The sequence below is a fragment of the Flavobacterium chilense genome, from assembly GCF_001602525.1.
Lineage (GTDB): Bacteria > Bacteroidota > Bacteroidia > Flavobacteriales > Flavobacteriaceae > Flavobacterium > Flavobacterium chilense.
The window spans coordinates 47,273-71,425 of sequence record NZ_LSYT01000009.1 but is presented as its reverse complement, the minus strand read 5'-3'; the positions used below and the strand labels follow the sequence as shown (position 1 = coordinate 71,425).

The window sequence follows — 24,153 nt, the reverse complement described above, 5'->3', positions numbered from 1 at the left end:
CTCTTAGCATCTTAGAAACTTAGTCGCTTAGAATCTTATTTATTTGGCTGCGGAGTCATTCTCAAATAAGGTTTAATCGGAGTGTGTCCTTTTGGAAATTTCGCCGGAATATCGCTATCCGGAACAGCAGGCGTAATCACTACATCTTCTCCGTCTTTCCAGTTGGCCGGAGTTGCTACACTATAATTAGCTGTTAATTGCAAACTATCAATAACACGAAGCAACTCTTCAAAATTTCTTCCGGTTGAAGCAGGATACGTTAAAGTCAGTTTTATTTTTTTATCCGGTCCAATCACAAAAACAGAACGAACTGTAAATTTCTCACTCGCATTTGGATGCAACATATCGTATAACGTTGCGATTTTTTTATCCTCATCAGCAATTATCGGGAAATTAACTGTTGTATTTTGGGTTTCGTTAATATCTTTAATCCATTCTTTATGAGATTCAAGACCATCAACGCTCAAAGCAATTACTTTTGTATTTCTTTTTTTAAATTCCGGAACATAATTAGCAACTGTTCCTAATTCAGTGGTACAAACAGGGGTAAAATCTGCAGGATGCGAAAATAAAACTCCCCAGGAATCTCCTAACCATTCATGAAATTGGATTGGTCCTTCGGTTGTTTCTGCATGAAAATCTGGAGCGATATCTCCTAATCTTAATGTTGACATAATAATATATTTTTTAGTTCATCTAAAATTAGTCAAAAAAGGTATAAGGAAAACATGGATTTTTTAAAAATAAGTTAAAATTCTATATTTTCTATCGAATTACTATTTAAACTCAAATTAAGCTCACCACAAAATACCAAATAGCAAGGGTTACAAACGAAATTGGGATTCCAAAACCAATCATCATACTGCTTAACTTTGGCTTTAAGCCATAAGTCGAAGCTAAGATTGCACCTGTTATCATGGGTGCCATAGCGGTTTCCATAATAGTTATTTTAATGGGCTCAGAATGTTGATTAAAAATAAAAACATATAAAATCAAAATAACAAAAGGCGTTAGTATAAGCCTAAAGAAAAGTCCAAGCCTCAGAAATTTCCAATGCTGGCTTCTTTGGTCAAAAGTAAGCTGTAATCCTACTGACAGCAAAGCTAATGGCGTAACCAAACTTCCAACTTTCAGTAAAACCGATTGAACATTGATCTCTAAATCGTATTGAAAAACATTCAGCAAACAGGCTACAACAAAAGTAATAAAGGGCGGAAAAAAGATTATTTTTTTGAAAATGCTAAAACCATCAGGACTTCCTTTTGAATAAAAAGCAGCAACAAAAACACCCAAAGTCGAAACTACAACAAAAGTTCCGGGCTGATCAACCAAAATAGCCGTTTCTAAACCTTTTTTTCCAAATAAAGCTTCGATAATAGGATATCCCAAAAAAGAAGAATTGCTTAATCCGGCAGTTAGAATCAAACAACCTATAAGTTTGTTTGACCAGCCTAATCGTCGTCCTAAAAAATGAAAAAAGATAAAAGCCAGTAAAAAAGCAATCCAGCCTGCCAATATGGGAAACAGCAATTCATTACTCCATTTTATTTTTGGAATATGGTATAAAGTGATTGCCGGAAGACAAATATAAATCACAATCTTGTTTAGAACCTTGTAGATATGTGTTGGAAATTGCTTTATACGTTGCAAAATCAAACCTAAGGCAAGAAAGAAAAATATAAGGATAAAGTTGTTCATGGCGCTAAAAGCATCAAAAATAAGTTATTATTGAAATGCAGGATTTAAAATGATTACAGATTTTACTTTCCGTAATCTTTCTTTAATTTTCTCATTAACAATCTCACTCCGTTTACAGTTGCTTCATTAAAAGAATTTGTAAAAATGATATACCCAATAAATTTTTTTCGATCGATCGAGGCAATAGTATAATACGTTCCCGCAGTTCCGGAATGGGTCGAAAAATCCTGATTGTTTTCGTAACTATTAAACCATCCTAACGAATAACCTTCGATTGCTTTATGAATAAAGGTATAAGTATTTGCTTTTAGATAATTATCCTGTCCCTGAAGCCCCTTAATATTAAGCTGAATAAATTTGATATAATCTGTCAGTTTGATATTGATATCACCGGCCGGTTCTGTAAAATCTAAATGATAATCTGTGTTTGAAGGAACGGGACTCAGTTTATTATTTTCGAAAAAATGTCCCCAGGTATCTTTTACTTTCAAATTTTCCGGCCAGGACAATTGAACATCCAGCTTCAAATCTTTATTAAAAACTTTATCAATCAATTTTTCCCAACTTGTTCCGGTCACTTTTTCAACCATCATGGTAGCAAGTGTATATCCGGCATTTGAATACACATATTGATGTTCTGAGTCCGGTTTAGCCGGATCTAATGTTAATACAAATTGCCCAAACTGATTTCTTTTTTCCTGATGTGTTCCCGTAAAATTTGGAACCGCAGGATCATTTTCTCCCTGAAAAGGCTGAATTAAAGCTTGGTGAGATAATAGTTGTTCAAGTGTTATGCCGTAATATTCCGGTTTTGAAGTTTTTTTTAAATCCGGAAATATATCAAAAAATTTAGTGTTCCATTTTAATTTTCCTTTTTCAACATATCTGGCAATCATAAAAGCCGTCATTGCTTTTGTATTTGAACCAATATGAAAGCGATCGTTTAAAGTAGCAGGATCTGTTAAATAGGTCGAATGTAATCCTGATGTATTAATCTCTAAAGTCTTATTGCCAGTAACTACAGCATAACTTAATTCCGGTATACCGCTTGCTACACGAATTGAATCTGCATATTGTGCATGATTCTGTGCATAGATACAGGTTAACAAACCATAGAAAAAGATAAGTGCTAATTTAAATTTCATTGTAATCAATTGAAAGTGTTACTAATCAAATACAAATCTAGCATTTATAAAAAACAAGTATGTTTTTAAGATGTTTTATTTTAGGGCTTCTGCCCCACTTTTTCCAAAAAATTAATTTTTAGTTAAAATCTTTTTTTATTCTCCCTATCCTCACTACATTTGTAACATATTTTATTACAGTATGATTTCAGGTAAGTTTGCCATAACGATTCACATTTTGACTTTACTGACAAAATTCCCAAATGATTATTTATCATCTGAGTATATTGCCGGAAGCATTAATCTGAATCCTGTTTTGGTCCGAAAAGAAATTGCCAATCTAAAAGCCAATCATATTGTAGAAAGTAAAGAAGGAAAAAATGGCGGTACAAAACTGGCTGTCGATCCTTCGAAAATTACATTAAAAGAAATATTTGAGATGACTTTTGAATCGATTAATCTAGGATATGCAAAAAATCAGCCTAATCCTGATTGTCCGGTTGGTAAAAGAATCAATCAAAATCTAAGTTCTTTATATGCTGATATGAATCAAAAAGTTAGTTTACAATTAGAAGGTATTTCATTGGAAGATTTTTCTAATCAATTCTAAAACTATTTTTTTATACAAAACTGTAACATTTTTTATTACTAATTAAAATTATATATTATGAAAATTGCAATTATTGGAGCAACGGGATTTGTTGGCTCAGCCATTTTAAACGAATTAACAAACAGAAATCATGACATTACTGCTATTGCAAGAAACCCAAAAGACACATCGAATGTAAACTGGAAAAGTGCTGACATTTTTAATGTAGAAGCATTGGCAGAAATCTTAAAAGGAAACGATGTTGTTATTAATGCTTATAATTCAGGTTGGACAAACCCTAATATTTATGATGATTTTATTGCAGGATCTAAAGCGATTCAGGAAGCAGTAAAAAAATCTGGTGTTAAACGTTTTATTACTATTGGTGGTGCAGGAAGTTTGTTTGTTGCCCCTGGTTTACAAGCAGTAGATACTCCTGATTTCCCAAAAGAATATCATGCTGGTGCAACTGCCGCAAGAGATTATTTAAATATTTTGAAAGAAGAAAAAGAATTGGATTGGGCGTTTTTTAGTCCGGCTTTCGAAATGCATCAGGGAATTACAACAGGTAGAACCGGAAAATATCGTTTAGGATTAGAGCATCCGGTTTTTAATGACGAACAAAGAAGTATTCTTTCTGTAGAAGATTTAGCAGTTGTTATCGCTGAAGAGGCAGAAAATGCAAAACATCACCAAGTTCGTTTTACTGCGGCTTATTAAAACACTAATTTCACAGATTTTCACGAATTAAACTTTTAAGGATAAAATCAAGATCTGTTTCTTATGCCAATTTGTATGGCAAAAACAAATCTTTTTTTTCAGGAGCTAATCCCGCTATACGTTACAATCTTTTGTGCCGAACCACGGCACAAAAGGATTTCCACTTCTATCGGGGCTAGACATTCGTTTTCATAATGATATTTTTGTTTAGTTTGTCTTTTCGAACGAGAGATAAAAATTTGTGCTAATTCGTGGAATTAGTGTTCTATTCACAAAACAGTTTCAAAAGGATTAATTGTCTTTTTGAAACTGTTTTTGTTTTCTGTACTTTTACAGTACCAAAAAGTACATTTTGTCAGCTTCAAAAAAACAATCCAGCAGTTTACAAGAAAAAGCCGGAATTTCGCCTCCCGAAATCACCAATATTTCTGCCATCAATCAAATTAAAATAAACAGAAGACAACAACCTTCTGCTGATGAATTGATTAGTGGAATATTAAACGGAAACAGAACGGCTTTGAGTCGTGCGATTACTCTGGTCGAAAGCACAAATCCTGAACATATTACAAAAGCCAATGATGTGATTAATGGCTGTTTGCCTCACGCCAATAAATCAATCCGAATAGGAATTACAGGCGTTCCCGGCGTTGGAAAAAGTACTTTTATTGAAGCTTTTGGAAGTTTTTTGACTCAATTAGGCAAAAAGGTTGCTGTTCTGGCGGTTGATCCAAGCAGTTCTCTTTCGCACGGAAGTATTTTAGGTGACAAAACGCGTATGGAAGAATTGGTAAAAGATGAAAATGCTTTTATCAGACCTAGTGCTTCCGGAGATACTTTGGGTGGTGTTGCCCGCAAAACACGCGAATCGATTATTTTATGTGAAGCAGCTGGTTTTGATACTATTATTATCGAAACTGTTGGTGTTGGCCAAAGCGAAACTGCGGTTCATAGTATGGTTGATTTTTTTTTATTGCTCAAAATATCCGGTGCCGGCGATGAGCTTCAGGGCATTAAACGTGGTATTATGGAAATGGCAGATGCTATTGTCATCAACAAAGCAGATGGAGATAATATCAAAAAAGCCAATCAAGCGAAACTGGAATTCAACAGGGCTTTGCATTTATTCCCTCCCAAAAAATCAAACTGGCAGCCAAAAGTTACCACTTGCAGTGCCATTACAAAAGATGGTATTTTAGAAATCTGGGAAACTATTGCTGCTTATCTGGAACAAACCAATATTTCAGGTTATTTTAATGAAAACAGAAAAGATCAAAATCATTTCTGGATGATGGAAACGATTAATGAACAACTCAAATTGAATTTTTACAATCAGCCGGCGATTATTGGGCAATTGGCACAAATAAAAAAGGCGGTGCAAAATGATGAAATATCACCTTTTGCAGCCGCTCAGTTTTTATTGAATGAATATAAAAAACAACTTTTAATTCCCTAAAGCTATTTTAAAGTTTGCTTTATTTTACATCAATTGCAATTGTATAAGCCTCTTCACTTTCTTGAATAGGGTATTTTCCGGGAATTAGAATATCTGAATTGAACTTTAAAGCTTTAACTATTTCCGGAGCTAAAATTTGGCCTTCAGGTATTACGTAAACTCCATTTCTTACTAAATCTTTATGATGCTCCGGAGTCAAAGCACTTTTTTGAATTGTCATAACAAATTTTTCTTTTACATTGTCAATACGTACTGGTGTTCCGGTAGCATCTGGCTTAAAAAGACTAAGGTAGTACCATTTAAAAGTATAAATATCATAACAGAAACCTTCTGGTTGACTACAATCAACATTATGTGATCCCCAATTTCGAACAATAAATGAATATTGATAATATATTCTTTTAGTATTTGGTGGATTTTGCTGATCTGTTTGTGATACTTCAGCATTTTGATTTGCACTAGGTTCCTGGCTGCAGCTCATAAAAAAAACTGTAAACACAAAAACTAACATTACTTTTAACACTTCAGATTTTTTTAATTTTTTTGGTAGTAAATTTTTCATAATAAATAAAATTTAATTGATCCCTACTCTATCACAGGCTTTTCAGGTTACGCCTTTTGGTTTATTATAGATCAATTAGAATTATTTTTTGTTACCCGTCTTTTTTTTTTAAAATCAGAATTATCACATTTATTTCATTATTACTAATTTAAACTGTCAGCATAAATCTATATTTTTAAAACAAAAAAGCTGTTAAGTCTGAAATTTCAGACTTAACAGCTTTTTTTAAAATGAACTGAAAATTATTTTTTTGTACCTCTAAGCTTATACTTATTCTCTTTATATAAATTTCCTGCTGTAATTACGTGCGCCAAAGCATCTTTTGCTAATTCTTCATTTAATTTGACCGGAATTAATGTTGTATCGTTTTTAATTTCGAATTGCAGCGGTTTCAAATTAGGCTGCATAATTACGACCTGATTTTCTACTCTGAAAGCATTGATATCATTAAACTGCATGATCGATCTTCCTTGTGTTTTTGGATCTAGTTTGTTTAAATTTCTTCCTACCATTGGGGTTTCAAACGGAAGTCCTAAATAACTTAACAAGGTTGGCGGAATATCTATCTGACTAGCCAGTTTACTGTACGAAACTCCTTTTGGAACTCCTGGTCCCATTATTAAAGCCGGAATATGGAATTTATTAATTGGCACTAAATTCTTTCCGTAAGTTCTTGTATTATGATCTGCGATTACAATGAAAATGGTATTTTTAAAATAAGGCTCTTTTTTTGCCATTTCGAAGAATTTTCCAATCGAAAAATCGGCATATTTCATGGCATTATTTACAGTTGCCGGTTTTGCATCATAAGGTTTGATTCTTCCCGCAGGATATTCAAACGGTTCATGATTTGAAGTTGAGAACATCAAAGAGAAGAAAGGTTTATCGCCTTTTGCCTTAAAGTAATTATTGGCTTTGGTTACCAAATCTTCATCAGAATAACCCCAGGTTCCTTTAAAAGCATATTTGTTTCCATCTGATTCAAAATCTTCCTGATCTACAATATCCTGAAAACCGTTTCCGTTGAAAAACGAAGCCATATTATCAAAATTTGCCATTCCGCCATAAATGAAACTGGTTTCATAACCTTTTTGTTTTAAAGCTTCGGCAAGTGTGAAAAATCCTTGTTGTGAGTTTCCTAATTTTACTACACTCTCTGACGGAGAGGGCAAAAATCCGGTTACAACCGCTTCAATTCCACGAACGCTTCTTGTTCCGGTACAATATAAATTGGTAAACAATAAACCTTCTTTCGATAATTTATCAAATTCTGGTGTTAATGGTTTTCCTCCTAAAATTCCAACATATTCAGCTCCTAAACTTTCCTGCAGAAAAATTACCAAATTGTAAGGTTTCTTCAAAAGTGTATCAGGTTGTTCTACATGCAAAAACGGAATTTTGGCATCGGTAAAATCATTTGGTCCGGCAATCATGTATTTTTTAACACGGGCGATTGCTTCGGCTTCATCCATTTTACCATACATTTTGGTGTTCCCTTCATTTTTAATGGAATAGGCAGCGAATGCTACTGTATAAAATGAGTTTAACCCTAAAGTATTGGTTAACTGATCTGTTGAAAAAACAGCGTTACTGGCATTGATTGGACGTTTTGAAGTAAGACTTGAACGTGCTCCAAAAAACAATAAAAATGCTATTAATGGAAAAAGTATTAATTTGAATTTGTATTCGGCACTTGTTGTATGAAAATATTTTTTTCCTTTTTTAAGGGCAAAATATAAAACTACACCTAATATTAAAAAAGTCACGATGATAGAAGTCAGATAACTTTTTAAAAGCATTCCAACTACTTCTTTAGGATAAATTAAATAATCTAAGAATATTTTATTAGGACGTGTATCGTATTGTTTTACAAAATCCGGTGTTGCTAATTCTACAAAAAGAATCAGAAACAGGAACAGAAAACTATAAATAACCAAAAAATTGTTGGTAAACTTCAACCATTTATTTGGCAGGAAAGTAATTAAAACTGCCGGCAGAAAAGACATATAACACAATAATATCAAATCCATTCGAAGTCCGATTGGAAAAATATACCAGAAATTTGGTGTTTCTACTACTCTGTCTTTAAAAAGAAAAAATAAAAAGATTCGGCTTAAAGTAGTAATTAGCAATCCAATTGCTATAAAATTAAAAATGGGTTTTAAAAAACTTAATTTCTTCATTTGAAAAATTTAGAACGTGAAAAACTTAAAATGACTACTCTTCGTAACGATTAATTTCACGATCGTAAAATTCGTTTGCCAAAATAATTAAACCTTCCATTTCAGCATTCAGTTCTGCTTCATCAAGATCTTCGGCTTCTTCCATAAATTCAACCTCATCGTCTTTTAGGTTGATGATAAATCTTGGATAATCAAGGTGAATGATAAAAATATCATCCGGGAAGTCAGTATTGTCTCCGAGTAAAAATTTAGGTAATTCCATTTTTATTTATTTATAATTTTGTTTTTACTTTTTTGCCACAGACTAAAAGAACTAAAAAGTTTTATCAGCTGTGCGAATCCACTTCATCTCTGTGGCTGCTTTATTTTATTTTTTTCAAATTTAACTATTTGAAAATGAATTATTGATTAATTTTTTGGTCAGGAAATGAAAGCGGATATATAATAACAGAGCTGCAGAGGTTAATCCTGCCAAGAGTCCGATCCATACACCTTGTGCCTTTAACTCAGTATATTCGGCTAAATAATAAGAGATTGGAAAACCAATTACCCAATAAGCAACAAACGTAATATACATTGGTACTTTTACATCCTGCAATCCGCGTAGAGCTCCCAGAACAACAACCTGAATTCCGTCAGAAATTTGAAAAACTGCAGCTATTAAAAGCAATTTTGATGCAATACCAATTACTTCGCTATTGTCCAGAACCTGCCCGCTATTTTCCATATTCAGAAAGATATGCGGCAGAAAATTATGAAAAGCCACAAACAAAATGGCAAAAACAGTTTCGATGATAATGGCTAATAAAAAGATTGAACGGGCTACAACAATTAAGTTTTTATAATCCTGTAAACCTCTTTGATTGCTTACGCGGATCATCGAAGTTACACTTAATCCCATGGCAAACATAAAAGTCAGAGAAGCCAGACTCAACGCAATTTGATTGGCTGCCTGACTGGTTTTACCAATATTACCACAAAGCCAGATTGAAGCTGTAAACAATACCACTTCAAAAAGCATTTGCATTGCTGATGGAAATCCTATACTTATAATTTTTTTTATGGTTTCTTTTTTGATCTCATCAAAGCTGAAATTTTTGAAAAAACGTTTTAAATCATTTCTTCGTGACAGCATAATGTGCATGAACATTACCAGAAATATTCTTGAAATTACGGTTCCAAGTGCTGCACCGATAATTCCCATTTTTGGAAAAATCCAGATTCCGTATATCAGGACATAATTAATTCCCACATGAAGTACATTGGCCATTATCATGGCATACATCGAATATTTTGTCATCGACATTCCGTCAGCAAATTGTTTATATCCCTGGTACATAATTAACGGAATCAGTGAGAAAGCAACCCAGTCTAAATAGGGTTTTGCCAGTTTAATTACATCGGCTGGTTGTTTCAGTAACTCCATTATAGGCTTTGCCAGGACAATAATACCGAAAAGCATTAAACCTAAAATAATACACAAAAACAATCCGTGATGAAAAGCAGAACGAATTTTAGAATCGTTTTTCTCAGCATCACCTTCGGCTACAATGGGCGTAATGGCTGTAGAGAAACCAATTCCAAGTGACATTGCGATAAAAATCATGCTGTTTCCCAATGAAACTGCTGCCAGTTCAGTACTTCCTAATTTTCCTACCATTATATTATCGACAATACCAATTAAGGTATGTCCAACCATTCCTAATATAATAGGATAAGCTAATCTTAAATTATATGAAAACTCTTTGGTGTACTGCTTTAAATTCACTGTTATTCTTTTTAGTCGGCAAAGATAATCAGAAGCTTTGGATTCTTTGATATTATTAAAAACATAAGCAAACATTAAGTCGTTTTTTGGCTAACCCTAATATTATATAACAATTTTTAAAAATTATATAACAAGTGCCAAAGGCCTCTCTTTTACTTTTACAATATTAATAATTCAAAAATATTGTCATGAGAAAATTACAAATGATATGCCTAGCTGCTTTCGCATTTTTATACGCCAATACAACTTTCGCTCAAGACAGTGAAGTAAAAAATTATAACCAGGGTTTCAGATTAGGCTTTGGTCTTAATGGTGGAATACCAACTGACAATGATTACAGATGGTCACTTGGTGGAGATGTTCGTTTACAATATGATTTGTCTAAAAAAACATCGTTGACCTTAACTACAGGTTTTACAAACCTGTTTATGAAAAATCAAAATGGAGTTGATGTAAAAGATCTAGGTTTTATTCCGGCAAAAGCAGGTTTTAAAGCTTTTATCTGGGAAGATCAATTTTATGTTTTAGGTGAAGTAGGTGCTGGTTTTGCTGTTACAAACGGTTATGACGACACTACTTTTTTATGGGCGCCGGGAATTGGATACGCCAACAAATACATTGACATTAGTGTCCGTTATGAGGACTACAACAAATTCAAAACCAATCAGGTGGCTTTACGTTTAGCCTATGGTTTTGACTTATAGAAAAAGAGGGTTTATTTTATTTTTTTGTTTTTGGTATGAGCCCGACAGAACGCATAGTCTGTCGGGTTTTGTTTTTTTATACTATCATTGAAACATTAAAAGTTAGTTAATTCTTAATATATCTGTTTTTCATTTTTTATTTAAAATTCATAAAATTTATAAAAAATAGTTTATTTAATCGAATCTTTTTTTAGTGCACTTAGATAGGCATCTATTATCTTTTTCTGCGAATCTACATATTCCTTTTCGTAAATAAGATTAATACTGTCCGTCTCTTTTTCTTGTTTAAAAAACTTTGGGGAAGTCGCTTTCATGGTGTAATTCCACATAAGATTCATGTCATTCAAATAATGATTACGAACATAAATAATTCCGTTTTCTTCAATATAAGGCTGGCCTGAACGAGTTAGAACCCACCTTATACTCTTATAATAATTTGGAGAAACTTCATTTGGTTCTGCAAATTTGTAAAGATCATTGTCAAAAAATATTAATTGGCGGGTATAATTTTCTTGTACCAAAATTACAGGACGAAGTTTAACATACCTGTTTTGCCAATAAAAATAAGAGGCTAACAAAAGAATTAGAACTATTCCTCCTATACATACTTTCTTTTTCATTTTTCTACTTTAATTTTAGGCTTAAATCTCTTGCAGAGTTAAACTGAAAGGTTTTATTAAAATTTTGTTTCCATTCACTTCTCATCTCAAATGGTTTTGCACCACAATATTTCTCAACTAACAAAGCGTCTGAATCTCCAATATTTCCAAAACCATAAATATAAGCAGATGCTCCTTTATGCCAATCATATCTATCATTCCAGGAATGAATTATTTCACCAGACAGAATATAATTATTATTCTTTTTTGTAATTTTAAAACTGCATTTTGAACTTAATGTACTATTACCGCTCGCATAATATAATTCTCCAAAAATCCCTGCTCTTACTAGTTTGTCATAATAGGTTGAAAAATGCTTCGCTTTTTCTTCTACCAGAGTTAACAGAAAAAGTCCAAATTTAGAGTCCTCATCTTTTTCAAAACGTTCAATATTTACATTTTCAGCAGCAATAACTTCCCTTTGTTTTCTTAACCAGTTAAAATCGATATTCTTTGTAGACCCCGTACCATCCAGCCACCATTGTAGATTATCTGCCGCCATATTAAAATTTCGTTCTCTCGCTTTTTCAATCATTTTAATGTAATTTGCTTTAAGCATTAAAGCCTTTTCTTTTCCACTTAATTGCAAATATAGAGTTCTTGCTTTTAAACTTCCTGCCTCTCCCCAAAATGGATCTCCAAATAGATTCGTATATTCTGAAGATGTTAAATCGTTTTTTATTCTAAATTCAAATGAGCTTGTATTCATATATTTAGTTTTACAGTGCTTATAATTTTGCTTTAAATATAAGAAAAGCTTTATAATTAATTATTTTTAATTCATCAAAAAAACATACACTTCAGCATATTAAATACTATTTCTGTTTTTATAAAAATAGAAATCCTTGATATTACAATCCCTGCAGACTTTTTAGAAATTGTCGGGTTTTGTTTTTTTATACCATTGGTCAAAACAGAAGTACCATTAGTCAAATGATTTTTTAAGATTGATTTAGAACGCGGTAATTCGCAGAAAAATTAATTAAATCATGAGCAAAAAAAATCTTTATCTCCCACAGCTTTTTCTTTTTTTACTGGTTACTATTGCTGCCAGATCACAATCCGGAATTTCAGGTGAATTCAAAGTCGATTATGTCCCTTTTTCTAAATATGTCCGACCAATGGACAGTACCAAAACTAACGCCGAAAGCAATTTCAAGAGAGCTCAGATTGCTTTTGAAGTTCCGCTTTCTATAGAAATGGACAAATACAATCATCCCAGGCTTTGGTCCGTTTTTCTAAATGGAAGTTATGCCAGAATGGAAAACAAAAATTATGAAATTGAGTCTCTCCCTGTAGATTTTCAAGGCGGATTTCCTAATGAACTTCTAAATGCACAAGTTGGCGTTAAACATTTGCGTTCGATCTCTTCGTCCTGGTCGTTATTAGTTATGGCTTCTGTTGGCGTTTATACAGATATGGTCGAAATTAACAAAGATGATGTGCTGATTCAGGGTGGTGTTCTTTTTATTAAACAATTCAATCCTAATCTGGCTTTGGGTGTAGGACCTGTTTTAACAAATAGTTTTGGTGTGCCAATGGTGCTTCCGGGAATTTACTTTAATTGGGAATCTAAAGGAGCTTTACATTTTAAAGTTACTTTTCCTGAAGGTTTAGAACTAGGTTACAGAATGTCTGATACTTTTGACTTAAAGGCGGTTGTAGAATTAAGTGGTATGACAGCCGAAACTAAAGTCAGAAACAAGTCAATGTTATTGGGTTACCAGCAAATTATCGCAGGTTTAAGACCTCAGCTTAAGTTTGGCGAACACTGGACATTAGAGCCTACTGCCGGAACTACTTTACTTCGCAGTTTCTCGACTACTAATCGAAAAATCAAAGATATTTTTAAAGAAAAAGAAATGGCAGATCCAAGATTTACCACAACTTTTTATGGAGCAATAGCTCTAAAATGGAAATTCTAGAGCTATCTGCTTAATAAGTTTTTATAGACTACCTCTTTCAATAATGCCTCACGGCGTGTTCTTGAAATAGGTAGTTCTTGTCCTTTTACAAACAATCGTCCCCCGGAAACAGAATCGATATGGGTAATATTGACCAGAAAGGATTTATGAATTCTGAAGAAAATTTCTGCTGGAAGTGTTTCTTCTAATGAAATCATGGTTTGATGAATCACTATAACTTTATCTTTAAAATGAAGTTTAGCGTAATTCTGCATTCCTTCAATATATAAAATATCTACCCAGGAAATTTTCTGAAATCCTTCTTCCTGACGCACATATAAATATGGATCTAATTGATTTTGTTTTGGAGATTGTATCATTTGATGCCATTGTTTTGCTTTTAAACAAGCCTGATAAAATCTTTGAAACGTAATAGGTTTCAGTAAATAATCAACTACCTGCAAACGATATCCGTCTAAAGCATGTTCAGAATAGGCTGTCGTAAAAATAACCAAAGGCGGATTATCTAAAGATTCCAGAAATTCTAATCCGGAGAGGTAAGGCATATTGATATCCAAAAATAATAAATCAACTTGTTTTTCCTGAACGTACGAAGTCGCTTCTAATGCCGAAGCACAAGTACCAATAACCTCTATAAAATCAATTTTAGAGACAAAATCTACGATTCCGTTTCTTGCAATAGGTTCATCGTCGATAACAAGGCATTTCATATTCATATTCATATTCATATTCGTGTTTTTGTTTAAAGTTTGGTTCTCAGTGTTTGAAAAAGTTTCATACAGATTTTTCGATTTTTTTCTTTTAAAATCCTTTTGCCCCTTATAATCTGTGGTTAAAAATTTAACCACAAAGGTCACTAAGCAACAGATTAAAATTCGTGCTATTCGTGTCTAAAAAATCATTTTAAATCCAAAATCACTGTAACTGTAAAATCTGAATCTGTTTTTTCTATAGTCAGCTGATGTTTTTCAGGATACTGAATCGCCAGTCTTTTCTTTACATTTTCAAGCCCTAATCCCTGACTTTTAGATGGAATTTTATATTGTTCTGTGTATGAGTTTTCTATTTTAAACTTCAATTGTTTGTTTTCCTGCTTACATGATAAATGCACATATCCTTTTTGATTTGGAAGTCGGGAAACATGTTTAAAGGCATTTTCGATCAGCGGTACCAAAAGCAACGGTACGATCTGAAGTTGTCCGTCTTCGATATTCCATTTGCTTTTTACTTCCAGTTCATTTCCCCAGCGGGTTTCTTCAACGGCAATTAAATCTTTGAGGTATTTTATTTCAAGGTGTAATGGTACATATTCTTTATTGCATTCGTACAATTGATATCTCAAAATATCTGAAAACTGAACCAATAAAACTGAAGCCAATTGAACATTACTCTGCATTAGAATATGAATATGATTCAGTATATTAAACATCAAATGCGGATTAATCTGATCCTGCAAAATCTTAATTTGCGCTTCAAGATGTACTTGCTGTAATTGCGCATGATTTCTTTCGATGACATTATGCTCCTGATAGAATCGAAGTCCGCAGGCAGTACCGCAAATTAAAATCGCTGATGGAACATTGCCGTAAAATCGTGACCACAAAAAATGAAGAGAATCCACATCTGCTTCTTCAGGATAGGCTTTGTTTCTCATAGCCGAATCTGAAAAAACGATATAAATCAATGACAGGCAAAATGCCAAAAGCAGTACAACAATAACGCTTTGTACCGCAAACCAGTTCATTTTATTTTGCTTTAGGGCTTTGGGCAGTATAACATCACTTAAAATGTGAGCTAAAACGGCAGAACAAAACAAAACTAAAACAGCCTGAATCGTAGCTGTTAAAAAATCGTAATCTTCGATCATCTGTGCCCAGATTGTCATATCTAATAAACTCCAAAAAAAGACTAAAAATATCCAATGCCTATTTTTATAATTTGTAACCATCACAATAGTTTATAAGAAAATTTATATTCAAAATTAACCCTATATTTTTTAAAGGAACAGCAAAGAACCAAAAAGATTCTTTGCTGTATATAAGGTGAAACGATAAAATGTAATGTTATAAGAAAAAATAGCCTACCCCAACATTAAACGAATTGGGTTTAGAATTAAAATCTTTACTCACATTATTTAATCCGCCCTGATAAGTTAAGTCAATCGTAAATTTCCAAACCTCAACTCCTGCTCCAACCTGATAACCAATATTAAATTTATCGAATTTGGTATAAGCATTTTTTAACTGGTTCAGCGACGAGAAATTTTCATCTAAAATATACGAGTAAACCCCGCCTCCAAAAACCCGAACATTGAGAGCAGCTAGATCAACTACTTTATAACCTATAACCAAAGGCATTTCGATACTTCTCCATTTTGCATTTTTAGTTCCGGCTGTAGTTGTTTTTTCAATTTCTGAAGACTTCTCGCTATACAGGATTTCATTTTGAATATAGAATCTTTTATAATCAAATCGTGCCATAACGCCACCGAAATAGCCTACAGCATATTTTGAATTAAAACCATCCGAAACCGGTAATTCAGAATAATTAGATCCGCCTTTTATACCAATATGAATTGGAAATGCGGATTGTGCATTTACTTTAGAAGTAATTAATCCCAATAAAAAAACGGTAAGCAACAATAGTAATTTGTACATGTTCATGATAATAGTTTTTATTAATTTGATGCAAAGGAGCACAAACCTCAAACGCTATTAAAATTAGTTTGATGAACTACATTTTTGTTTTGACCAATGGAATAATACAACATTTTTTAGCCACGAATTTTACAAATCTTCACGAAATAATTTGTGAAAATCTGTGAAATTCGTGGCTAACTTCTTTTCTCTATTCTCTATTCTCTATTCTCTAAATATTTACTATCCGTCAGAGTCCTCATAAAAGCGATCAATTGTTTTTTCTCTTTATCAGATAAGTTCAGTTTGTCTTCTGGTAAAGTTTGGTTTGGGACATCGAATCCTAAACCTAATCCTCCGCCCTGATCATAAAAATCAATTACTTCTTCCAGCGTTTTATAAACACCATTATGCATGTATGGCGCTGTTAACTCTATATTTCTGATGGTTGGTGTTTTAAAAGAGTTTTTATGAATCGCGGCTTGTGTTATAATAAACTTGCCCAAATCTCCATCGAGTTTTTTATTTTTATTGGGAGTTCCTAAAATCTCACTTTCAGATCTGTCGAAATTTGGCGGAACCGTTCCGTTTGTAAGCGGAATAAAATGGCAGGTTGCACATTTGGCTTTTCCTGCAAACAAATTAAATCCGGCTTTTTCATCTGCAGTAAAGGCGGTTTTATTTTGCATATAACCATCAAACTTAGCATCATAATGACTTAACGAGCGAATGTAAGACGCCAGAGCATTTTTGATTTCAAATTCGTTTATTGCTCCTTTAGGAAATGCTTTTTTGAACTCTTTTACATAGTCCTGGTTTTTCTGAATAGCCAAAGCCGATTTCTCGAGAGATCCGTGCATTTCGTTTTCATTTTTAATAACTGCGACAGCCTGATCTTCAAGATAGCTTACCCGCGAATCTGCAAAAAACACACGCTGAAAAGCAATATTCGTTAAAGTTGGTGTATTACGCTGAATCATTGATTTTCCGTCTAATGCAACTGCTCTTTCCAATCCATCAGTAAAAGCTTTCTCCGCATGATGGCAAGAAGCACAGGAACGTGTATTGTTTCCTGATAAAACCGGATCATTGAATAACTTTTTTCCTAAAGCAATTTTTTCGGATGTTGTTTGATAATCGGGAAAACCGGAAAATGCTTCGGGATCAAAAGCATCCTTATCAAATAATGTTTCTGCTGTTACTTTTAAACCGCGTTGTTCTTTCATTAACGGAATTCCTAATTCGGTTTGCGTTTTAAAAAGTCCTTTACTCAACGGATTTAAAATTTCTTTGATGAAATACGCCCGATCAAAAGCATTAAAATTGGTATTCGTTTTTAAATACTTTTTTCCTTTTTCTAAAATCTGAAGTGTTTCTTTTGAATTTGAAACCGTTTTATTTTCGAGATAAACATTATAGTATTTTTCGATGGTTTCTAAAGATACCAAGGCTTCAGGAAGTGAGTTCAGAACAACCGGAGAATCAAAACCTGTAATTCCCAGCGTAATAATTCTGTAGACTTCTAATCTCATGGCATCAAAAACATGTGCATCAGTTAGTTCATTCGAATTTGAAACTTTTTCTAACCGAATTAAATTTGCTGATAAAACACCTAATTCCTGAAGGAGTTCTTTTTTATTTTTTTTATCATATTTCGGAAAAACCAATTCTTCAATAACCTGGAATCCTTCGGGCTGAACCGTTATATTATCGTTTTCTTCAAACTCAGGTATGGCAGGTCCGTTGATCGATTTAGAAACTGCAGGCGAATAATACTCACTTATCATTTCGACCTTTTTATATCCCTGATGTGCTTCCAGAAATTGTCGCTGAATTTGGGCTTCGGCAGAATCTGATTGTACAGAATATTTCAGTTTGGCTACTTTTTCAATTAGTAAAGTAATATCAGCCTTAAACAATTCATTTATTTCCTGATGTTTGTTTTTTTTCTGACAGCCCAGTAATGCCAACAGAAACAACAAACAATATATTTTTTTCATGATGTAGTTACGATTAAAAAGAGGAATATTTAGAAAAACAGAAACCACTACCTCAAATTGAAATAGTGGATAACTGTTTTGTAATGACTTAAAGGTTTATCTCGCCAAACCTTTAATTACTACGATTTGACTTGCCTGTTCTTCTTTAGGGCGGTTTGTACCACCATCAGGGCTTTTATATCTTTCTCCAGTCCAGGTATGTGGCTGTATGCTTAACATAAAAGTATCCGGAATACCAACCTGATCAGATACATCGATCAAAGCACCATATTCCCAATCACCAAATTTTGATAATTTACCTACGTTGTATTTTGCAGCATCTGCCTGAGTACGACGGTGATCTAATTCTAAAACAACTTTTAAGTCTTTTGTTGCAATATTGTATTGGTAGATATAAGCATCGTGTGTTTCGTCACCATATCCGTTAGCATCTTCCTGAACATAAACATAGTTTTTAGTTACACAAATGTTATCCGGATTTTGAAATTTACCCGCAATTCCAGAACGGTTATCTCCATCAAGAATTACTTCAAGAGTTCCTTTTAACGGGTCAGCAGCATCAAGGTTTAATCTGTACACTCTACCATATTTTGTTCTTGAAGCATCTGCATTTGTTCCTGTGATATCTTGTCCTGTTACGTTAAAATACAATTCGCGATCTGCATTATCGCCACCTTTACGGTAATCTAAATCTTCTACACGACCAAATTTAATCGCTTTAAGAGTATTTACAGACGCATTGATTTGAGCACCAGTTAAAGTAGTATGATTGTCAATTTTTACAAAAGAAACCGGATATGTTTTACTAACTTCCATATCTTTTTCTCTTTGGTTATCGTCATTTCTTTTTAGCATATACAAAGAACCTCCGGTTAAATCACCCACAGTATTCGATACATACATAAACACCTGTCCTCCGTAAGTTCCTGAGTCATCATCACCAATTACTACAACAGTTTTTCCTTTGTAAGCCGTAGAACGTAATGGCAAAGCATTCTCTGCACTTAAACGACCAAAACCTGCCAGCTCTTTAGATACTGATGCTGTTCCTGCACTTCCGTAAGGATCTAATGCATGAGTACGGGACTCTTCGCCAGATTCTCCACAAGTTAAATAAACCGGTCCAAAACCATGTTCTGCCTGTGTTGCCATTGTAGCACCACACAATCTCCAGGTTCCTCCGCTTGAGTTTAGTAAATACTCTCCTTTTGTAGGTTTAAATGTTTTGTCCAGTGTAATTCTTGAAACCGCAAAGTTGTCTTCGTTGTTTACCAGAAAAGTAAAAGTTCCGTCAGTGTTTTTTAGTAAACCTGAACCATCAGCAGAACCTCCAAAAACAAATTTCGGACTATCTGCAAAAACATCATCTGAACTAAAAAGAGAATAGATTTTCAAACTCTCAAAACCTGCTTGTGCTTTTACTAAGCTTGGTGTTACTGATTGGTCTTTCAATACAACACTTGTTGGTTCTGCTTCGTCTTTTGAATCGTTATTACAAGATGTAATCAACGAACCTAACATGATTAGGGGTAGAATAATTCGTTTCATGAGTTAAAAATTGGTTTTATTTTTTTTACAAAGTAAATCCCTACTCTTTAACTTAAAATCACTTTGATATTATCAAAAAAACAAGAGATGTAACACAAATACGAAATTATTCAGAAAAAAATTAACATTAAATTAGTAATACAAAATACTCATAAACTTACAATAACATTCAAACAAAAAAAAGAGCCTTACTTTAAGACTCTTTATTTAACTGTTCTTTATAAGCCTCAAAATTGGCTTTTATTTTATCATCAAGCTCCGGCTCTTTAATATCTGTATGTTTTTGCATTTCTTCCCAGATAATTTTGGCTACAATATAACGTGCCATTTCTTTATCATCTGCAGGAATCACATACCATGGCGCATGTTCTGTTGATGTTTTATTTATTGCCTCTTCATAATATTCCTGATATTGATCCCAATATCCGCGCTCTTTTAAATCGTTGGGCGAAAATTTCCAATTGTGTTTTTCTTCTTCCAAACGGCGTAATAAACGCTGACGTTGTTCTTCTTTGCTCAAATGCAGAAAAAACTTCATGACAATCGTTCCGTTTTCTGCAATATGGCTTTCAAAGTTATTGATTTGTTCAATTCTTTTCTTCCAGAATTTTGGTGTAATATCGTCAACCGAATTGATTCCCGGTAAGTTCTCCGCCAAAATAAATTCAGGATGCACCCGTGTTACCAAAACGTTTTCATAATGCGTACGGTTAAAAATTGCAAACTTTCCTTTTTCCGGCAATGCAATATAATGTCTCCACAAATAATCATGTTCTAATTCACTCGAATTGGGCGTTTTAAAACTATGCACTACTACTCCACGCGGATTAAACTCTTTAAAAACTTCCTTAATCAGACTGTCTTTTCCCGAAGTATCCATTCCTTGCAGGCAAATCAAAACCGCATATTTGTTGTGTGCATACATCACATCCTGCAAATCGCTCAATTTTGCCTGAACTTTATCGAGTTTCTCTTCTTTTTCGTCATCATCTGCTTTTACATTTAGTAAAGTCGGAATCTTTGATAATTTTATTTTATCTGTAACTTTAAAATCATTTGGATCAATAGATTTCATAATTTCTGAATTTTTATAATAGTAAATATACTAATTTTACGAAGCATATTCCTGCTATTCATTGCAATACTTTTTCAATAAATTGCTTTTTTCCAAAGCCATAACAAGAGCTTCCGCTGGTCGCTTTGTTTTGTCAGGAAAAAATACAATTTCTTTTCAAAGCATTTTCATTACTATCAGGGCTGGTCATTGGTTTTTCAAAAGAACTTATAAAAATTAAAAAACAGTATAATGCCACGACATACATTCCTTTTATTTTTTTTGTTCTTAACTTTTACGGGCAATTCACAAACTCATCCAAAAGCGAATATTGATGAATTAGTTTCTGATTTTATTGCAACTCAAAAAATCGATACTCTGATCCTTTATAAAAAAATTACTCCCGAACGTCCGATAATTATTGTAGAACCTTCCTCAGATGAAAAAGAAACCTGTTTTGATGATTTAGTCAATCCTCCTGTATATGTTTTTTGGAAAAAAGAAGGCCTTTTTTTTGTAACAAAAATTAATTATTGCCACGAGTATACTATATTAACAGCCGAAGACACTTCTTTTTGGGAAATATATTTTTCGAATAAAGCAGTTATCGACAAAGAGAAAGTAAAGTATTTCCAATATATAAGCCCTAAAAAATCAAAATACACTATCGGCATCGGGAATTCGACATTGCAGAAATTAAGTATGATAATAAATGGAAATAAAACAGAAAAATTATTCGATATATTTGATTTACAAAAAGAAAGCGATGGGTTGATAAATATCAACTATAAAAGTAACAATAGCCTAAAAAGTAAAAAAATTATAGACATTCTCGAAAGGATAACTTCAGAAGCAGAAAAAAACAATTCATTTAAAAAGATAAAGTCACGATAATAAAAAGACTTTAAAGCAACATTCATGGAAAAATTCACCTTAGAAATATTATTTCAAATCATCGGAATCGGATCAGCATCAGGATTATTTTTCAATAACAATTCACTTTATATTATTAGTGATAACAGCGGATTTTTATACGAATATAACATGCAGAATCAGCAATTAAACCAACATGCTTTAATTGACAATCCAACACAAAATATACCCAAAAACCTAAAACCGGATTTTGAATCCCTGACCAATCATAATGATACTTTGTATGTTTTTGGTTCCGGTTCTACCGAAAACCGAAATAAAATGATCGAGTTTGATCTTAAATCTAAAACCGTTTTACAAAAAAACAATCTGGTTGATTTGTATGGTTTAATGCAAAGTTTTGGCGAAATAAAACCCGAAGATTTTAATCTCGAAGGTTCTATTTTCGATGGAGAAAACTGGTATTTGTTCAATCGCGGAAATGGAGTTTCAAACAAAAACACCATTTTTACCATTCATGCCAAAAGTCTGGGAGAAGAATTTGCCCTGGTTGCGACCAATTATAAACTTCCAAAAATAAAAGGAGTTCGCTCCAGTTTTACCGATGCTATTTTAGTCGAAGACAAAATCTATTTCCTTTCCACCGCCGAAGATACCAAATCAACTTATGACGATGGCGAAATTCTGGGAAGCTTTATTGGACGAATAGATCTGAAAACCATGAAAATCGATTTTACGCAAAAAATAACCTCAACCAATAAATTTGAAGGTTTAACTTTCTATAAAAAAGAAAACAACAAAATTGAATTTTTGCTTTGCGAAGATAATGATACGGACATTCTCGAAACAAAGATTTTTAAATTGACACTGCCCGTTAAGTAATTCTTTGCGAGACTTTGCGTTGTCTTTGTGAATCTTTGTGGTAAAACTATAACACAAAGATTCACAAAGACTACACAGAGATACACAAAGATTAGTTCAATGAAGTTTCTGAAAGAGATACATTATTATATATGTGCAATAAAACCTCAGAAGCTTTGAACCTTTGCAACTTTGCAACTTTTAACCTTAAAAAAAATTTCATACTCGTCCCAACCTTTTTTTCTTTTTGCCCCTCTTTAGTATAAAGACAACAATTGTGATAAACGAAACGCTAATTTCTAACTGCAAAAAAATGAACCGTGATGCTCAGCGTCAGGTTTATGAGTATATGGCTCCAAAGCTGTATCGCCTTTGCAAACGCTACTTAAAGAAGGAAGAAGAAATTGAAGAAGCTATGGCTGACGCTTTCTATACCATATTTACAAAACTGGAACAACTCAAAGAAGTTTTAGCTTTTGAGGCATGGGCTCGAAAAATAACGGTTAACCATTGTTTGGCAACCATCAAGAAAAACACCAATTTTAACATGTATCTTGATGATGTCAAATTGCTTTCGCAACCTTTTACTGATGAAATCAATGCATTAGAAGAAGAAGATTTACTCAATTTACTAAACCATATTCCGGAAGGCTGTAAAACTGTTTTTAACCTTTTTGTTATCGAAGGTTTTGCACACAAAGAAATAGCCGACATGCTGAGCATTTCTGAAGGCACATCAAAATCACAATTGAATGCCGCTAAAACCAAGCTAAAGGATTTAGTAAATAAATTGTATTACCAAAAAGCAAAATAGTCATGGACAATCAGGATAAAATATTTAATAAATTTAAAGAAGCCGCACACCATTCGGAATCGAAAGATTTTCCGGGAATGGATAAAGTCTGGTCTCGTGTTGAAGAAAAACTCGATAAAAAAGAAGATAAAAAAGCAATTTCGTTATGGAAAAAAATTGCCATTGCAGCTTCTCTTTTATTACTGATTTCGATAGGATCACAATTTCTAAAATCAGACAAAACAACTTCTGATCCTAAAGTTGTGGTGAATAAAGACTCGAAAGAAAACATTCAGAACGCTGAAACAGAAAAAAATAATCCCGTTGTTTCTTCAGACACAGTAATTGTTTCAAAAACTGAAGCTGTCAAAATTCTAAACAGACAAATACAACAGCAACAAAATGTGGCCCTGAACCAGGCGAAAGACTCTCTTATTCCGGCACAAGCCTTTTCTGTTCCTCCCGCAAAAATTGCTGCCGAAATTACTGCTCCAGTGTCAGTACAACCTTCATATGCTGTTGAAGAAGAAAACAGCATCTTAAAAGATAAAGCCCTTCAAAATTATGGTTCATACCAAACAGGAAGAGAATCAGCAAAAGTTGCTTATGCAGATCAACATGCGCCAATGGCTAAAAAAAGTGCTCCTCTTATTGTTTTAAACGGAAACCCTATTTCTCATAGTAATGATGAGAAAAGAGATAAAATGATGCAGGCAGAACTTCCTAATTTACAACCAGAAAATGTAGATTCATTAGTTGTACTGGATGCGCCATTGTATATTATTGACGGCATTTATTACTCTGAAAATGATTTATTTGGCACCAATCCAACAAGTCCGTATGCCCCTTTAAACAAACAGGAAATTAAAACCATTACTGTACTTCAGGATTTAGAAGCTACCTCAAAATATGGCGAAAAAGGCAAAAAAGGTGTTGTCATTATTACTACTAAAACAGGAAAACCGGCTCCTAAAAAATAGCTAAAAAACAAATTTTTAATTTA

24 protein-coding genes are annotated in these 24,153 nt (G+C 33.2%); 9 read left to right on the top strand and 15 right to left on the bottom strand.

Going from position 1 to position 24,153, the window contains the following annotated elements:
- Positions 1-35: 35 nt before the first annotated feature.
- The 3 genes from A4F88_RS19570 to A4F88_RS19560 form a co-directional block, all read right to left on the bottom strand.
- Positions 36-674, bottom strand: coding sequence for a peroxiredoxin (locus tag A4F88_RS19570; protein WP_068844457.1), 639 nt, complete (start codon positions 672-674; stop codon positions 36-38).
- 112 nt (positions 675-786) lie between these two features.
- Positions 787-1,698: an AEC family transporter gene (locus tag A4F88_RS19565; protein ID WP_068844456.1), complete on the bottom strand. Its 912-nt coding sequence runs from the start codon at positions 1,696-1,698 to the stop codon at positions 787-789.
- Positions 1,699-1,760: 62 nt separating this feature from the next.
- Entirely contained in the window at positions 1,761-2,843 is a 1,083-nt protein-coding gene (locus A4F88_RS19560) for a serine hydrolase domain-containing protein (RefSeq protein WP_068844455.1), read from the bottom strand.
- Positions 2,844-3,024: 181 nt separating this feature from the next.
- Here A4F88_RS19560 and A4F88_RS19555 point away from each other — a divergent pair, with 181 nt between their 5' ends.
- From A4F88_RS19555 to meaB, 3 genes are all read left to right on the top strand, one after another.
- On the top strand, positions 3,025-3,432 hold the full coding sequence (locus A4F88_RS19555; RefSeq protein ID WP_068844454.1) for an Rrf2 family transcriptional regulator: 408 nt from the start codon (positions 3,025-3,027) through the stop codon (positions 3,430-3,432).
- A 57-nt stretch (positions 3,433-3,489) separates the two neighbouring features.
- A complete protein-coding gene (locus tag A4F88_RS19550) occupies positions 3,490-4,131 on the top strand; it encodes an NAD(P)-dependent oxidoreductase (protein ID WP_068844453.1) in 642 nt (213 codons plus the stop codon).
- A 352-nt stretch (positions 4,132-4,483) separates the two neighbouring features.
- Positions 4,484-5,584 carry a methylmalonyl Co-A mutase-associated GTPase MeaB gene (gene meaB, locus A4F88_RS19545; protein ID WP_068844452.1) on the top strand — a complete coding sequence of 367 codons (1,101 nt, stop codon included), beginning with the start codon at positions 4,484-4,486 and terminating at the stop codon, positions 5,582-5,584.
- A 19-nt stretch (positions 5,585-5,603) separates the two neighbouring features.
- Here meaB and A4F88_RS19540 read toward each other — a convergent pair whose 3' ends face one another.
- The 4 genes from A4F88_RS19540 to A4F88_RS19525 form a co-directional block, all read right to left on the bottom strand.
- Positions 5,604-6,146, bottom strand: a complete 543-nt coding sequence (locus tag A4F88_RS19540) for a hypothetical protein (RefSeq protein ID WP_245179179.1) — start codon at positions 6,144-6,146, stop codon at positions 5,604-5,606.
- Positions 6,147-6,388: 242 nt separating this feature from the next.
- Positions 6,389-8,329 carry an LTA synthase family protein gene (locus tag A4F88_RS19535; RefSeq protein ID WP_068844451.1) on the bottom strand — a complete coding sequence of 647 codons (1,941 nt, stop codon included), beginning with the start codon at positions 8,327-8,329 and terminating at the stop codon, positions 6,389-6,391.
- Between the two features lie 34 nt (positions 8,330-8,363).
- Complete coding sequence (locus A4F88_RS19530; protein WP_068844450.1) at positions 8,364-8,591, bottom strand: hypothetical protein; 228 nt, start codon at positions 8,589-8,591, stop codon at positions 8,364-8,366.
- 120 nt (positions 8,592-8,711) lie between these two features.
- The gene (locus A4F88_RS19525) at positions 8,712-10,097 is read right to left on the bottom strand and encodes an MATE family efflux transporter (RefSeq protein ID WP_068844649.1); all 1,386 of its coding nucleotides are present in this window, start codon (positions 10,095-10,097) and stop codon (positions 8,712-8,714) included.
- 188 nt (positions 10,098-10,285) lie between these two features.
- On the opposite strand from A4F88_RS19525, the gene A4F88_RS19520 reads away from it, so the two are divergent.
- A complete protein-coding gene (locus A4F88_RS19520; protein ID WP_068844449.1) occupies positions 10,286-10,801 on the top strand; it encodes a hypothetical protein in 516 nt (171 codons plus the stop codon).
- A gap of 170 nt (positions 10,802-10,971) precedes the next feature.
- Here the strand turns inward: A4F88_RS19520 and A4F88_RS19515 are convergent, their stop codons facing one another.
- Positions 10,972-11,421 (bottom strand): hypothetical protein, encoded by a 450-nt coding sequence (locus tag A4F88_RS19515; RefSeq protein WP_068844448.1) that lies wholly within the window; start codon positions 11,419-11,421, stop codon positions 10,972-10,974.
- Between the two features lie 4 nt (positions 11,422-11,425).
- Complete coding sequence (locus A4F88_RS19510; protein WP_068844447.1) at positions 11,426-12,169, bottom strand: hypothetical protein; 744 nt, start codon at positions 12,167-12,169, stop codon at positions 11,426-11,428.
- A 280-nt stretch (positions 12,170-12,449) separates the two neighbouring features.
- On the opposite strand from A4F88_RS19510, the gene A4F88_RS19505 reads away from it, so the two are divergent.
- On the top strand, positions 12,450-13,385 hold the full coding sequence (locus A4F88_RS19505) for a DUF6268 family outer membrane beta-barrel protein (protein ID WP_068844446.1): 936 nt from the start codon (positions 12,450-12,452) through the stop codon (positions 13,383-13,385).
- Positions 13,386-13,387: 2 nt separating this feature from the next.
- Here A4F88_RS19505 and A4F88_RS19500 read toward each other — a convergent pair whose 3' ends face one another.
- From A4F88_RS19500 to A4F88_RS19475, 6 genes are all read right to left on the bottom strand, one after another.
- Positions 13,388-14,113, bottom strand: a complete 726-nt coding sequence (locus tag A4F88_RS19500) for a LytR/AlgR family response regulator transcription factor (protein ID WP_068844648.1) — start codon at positions 14,111-14,113, stop codon at positions 13,388-13,390.
- A gap of 170 nt (positions 14,114-14,283) precedes the next feature.
- A complete protein-coding gene (locus A4F88_RS19495; RefSeq protein WP_082815823.1) occupies positions 14,284-15,270 on the bottom strand; it encodes a sensor histidine kinase in 987 nt (328 codons plus the stop codon).
- A 178-nt stretch (positions 15,271-15,448) separates the two neighbouring features.
- On the bottom strand, positions 15,449-16,048 hold the full coding sequence (locus tag A4F88_RS19490) for a porin family protein (RefSeq protein ID WP_082815816.1): 600 nt from the start codon (positions 16,046-16,048) through the stop codon (positions 15,449-15,451).
- A 191-nt stretch (positions 16,049-16,239) separates the two neighbouring features.
- A complete protein-coding gene (locus tag A4F88_RS19485; RefSeq protein WP_068844443.1) occupies positions 16,240-18,021 on the bottom strand; it encodes a cytochrome-c peroxidase in 1,782 nt (593 codons plus the stop codon).
- Between the two features lie 96 nt (positions 18,022-18,117).
- Complete coding sequence (locus A4F88_RS19480) at positions 18,118-19,569, bottom strand: PhoX family protein (RefSeq protein WP_143155067.1); 1,452 nt, start codon at positions 19,567-19,569, stop codon at positions 18,118-18,120.
- Positions 19,570-19,762: 193 nt separating this feature from the next.
- A complete protein-coding gene (locus A4F88_RS19475) occupies positions 19,763-20,644 on the bottom strand; it encodes a PPK2 family polyphosphate kinase (RefSeq protein WP_068844441.1) in 882 nt (293 codons plus the stop codon).
- A 231-nt stretch (positions 20,645-20,875) separates the two neighbouring features.
- On the opposite strand from A4F88_RS19475, the gene A4F88_RS19470 reads away from it, so the two are divergent.
- The 4 genes from A4F88_RS19470 to A4F88_RS19455 all read left to right on the top strand — a co-directional run bounded on the left by A4F88_RS19470 (position 20,876) and on the right by A4F88_RS19455 (position 24,130).
- Entirely contained in the window at positions 20,876-21,517 is a 642-nt protein-coding gene (locus A4F88_RS19470; RefSeq protein ID WP_068844440.1) for a hypothetical protein, read from the top strand.
- A gap of 24 nt (positions 21,518-21,541) precedes the next feature.
- Positions 21,542-22,378, top strand: a complete 837-nt coding sequence (locus A4F88_RS19465) for a DUF6929 family protein (RefSeq protein WP_068844439.1) — start codon at positions 21,542-21,544, stop codon at positions 22,376-22,378.
- A gap of 292 nt (positions 22,379-22,670) precedes the next feature.
- Complete coding sequence (locus tag A4F88_RS19460) at positions 22,671-23,171, top strand: RNA polymerase sigma factor (RefSeq protein WP_068844647.1); 501 nt, start codon at positions 22,671-22,673, stop codon at positions 23,169-23,171.
- A 2-nt stretch (positions 23,172-23,173) separates the two neighbouring features.
- On the top strand, positions 23,174-24,130 hold the full coding sequence (locus A4F88_RS19455) for a hypothetical protein (protein ID WP_068844438.1): 957 nt from the start codon (positions 23,174-23,176) through the stop codon (positions 24,128-24,130).
- Positions 24,131-24,153 lie beyond the last annotated feature (23 nt).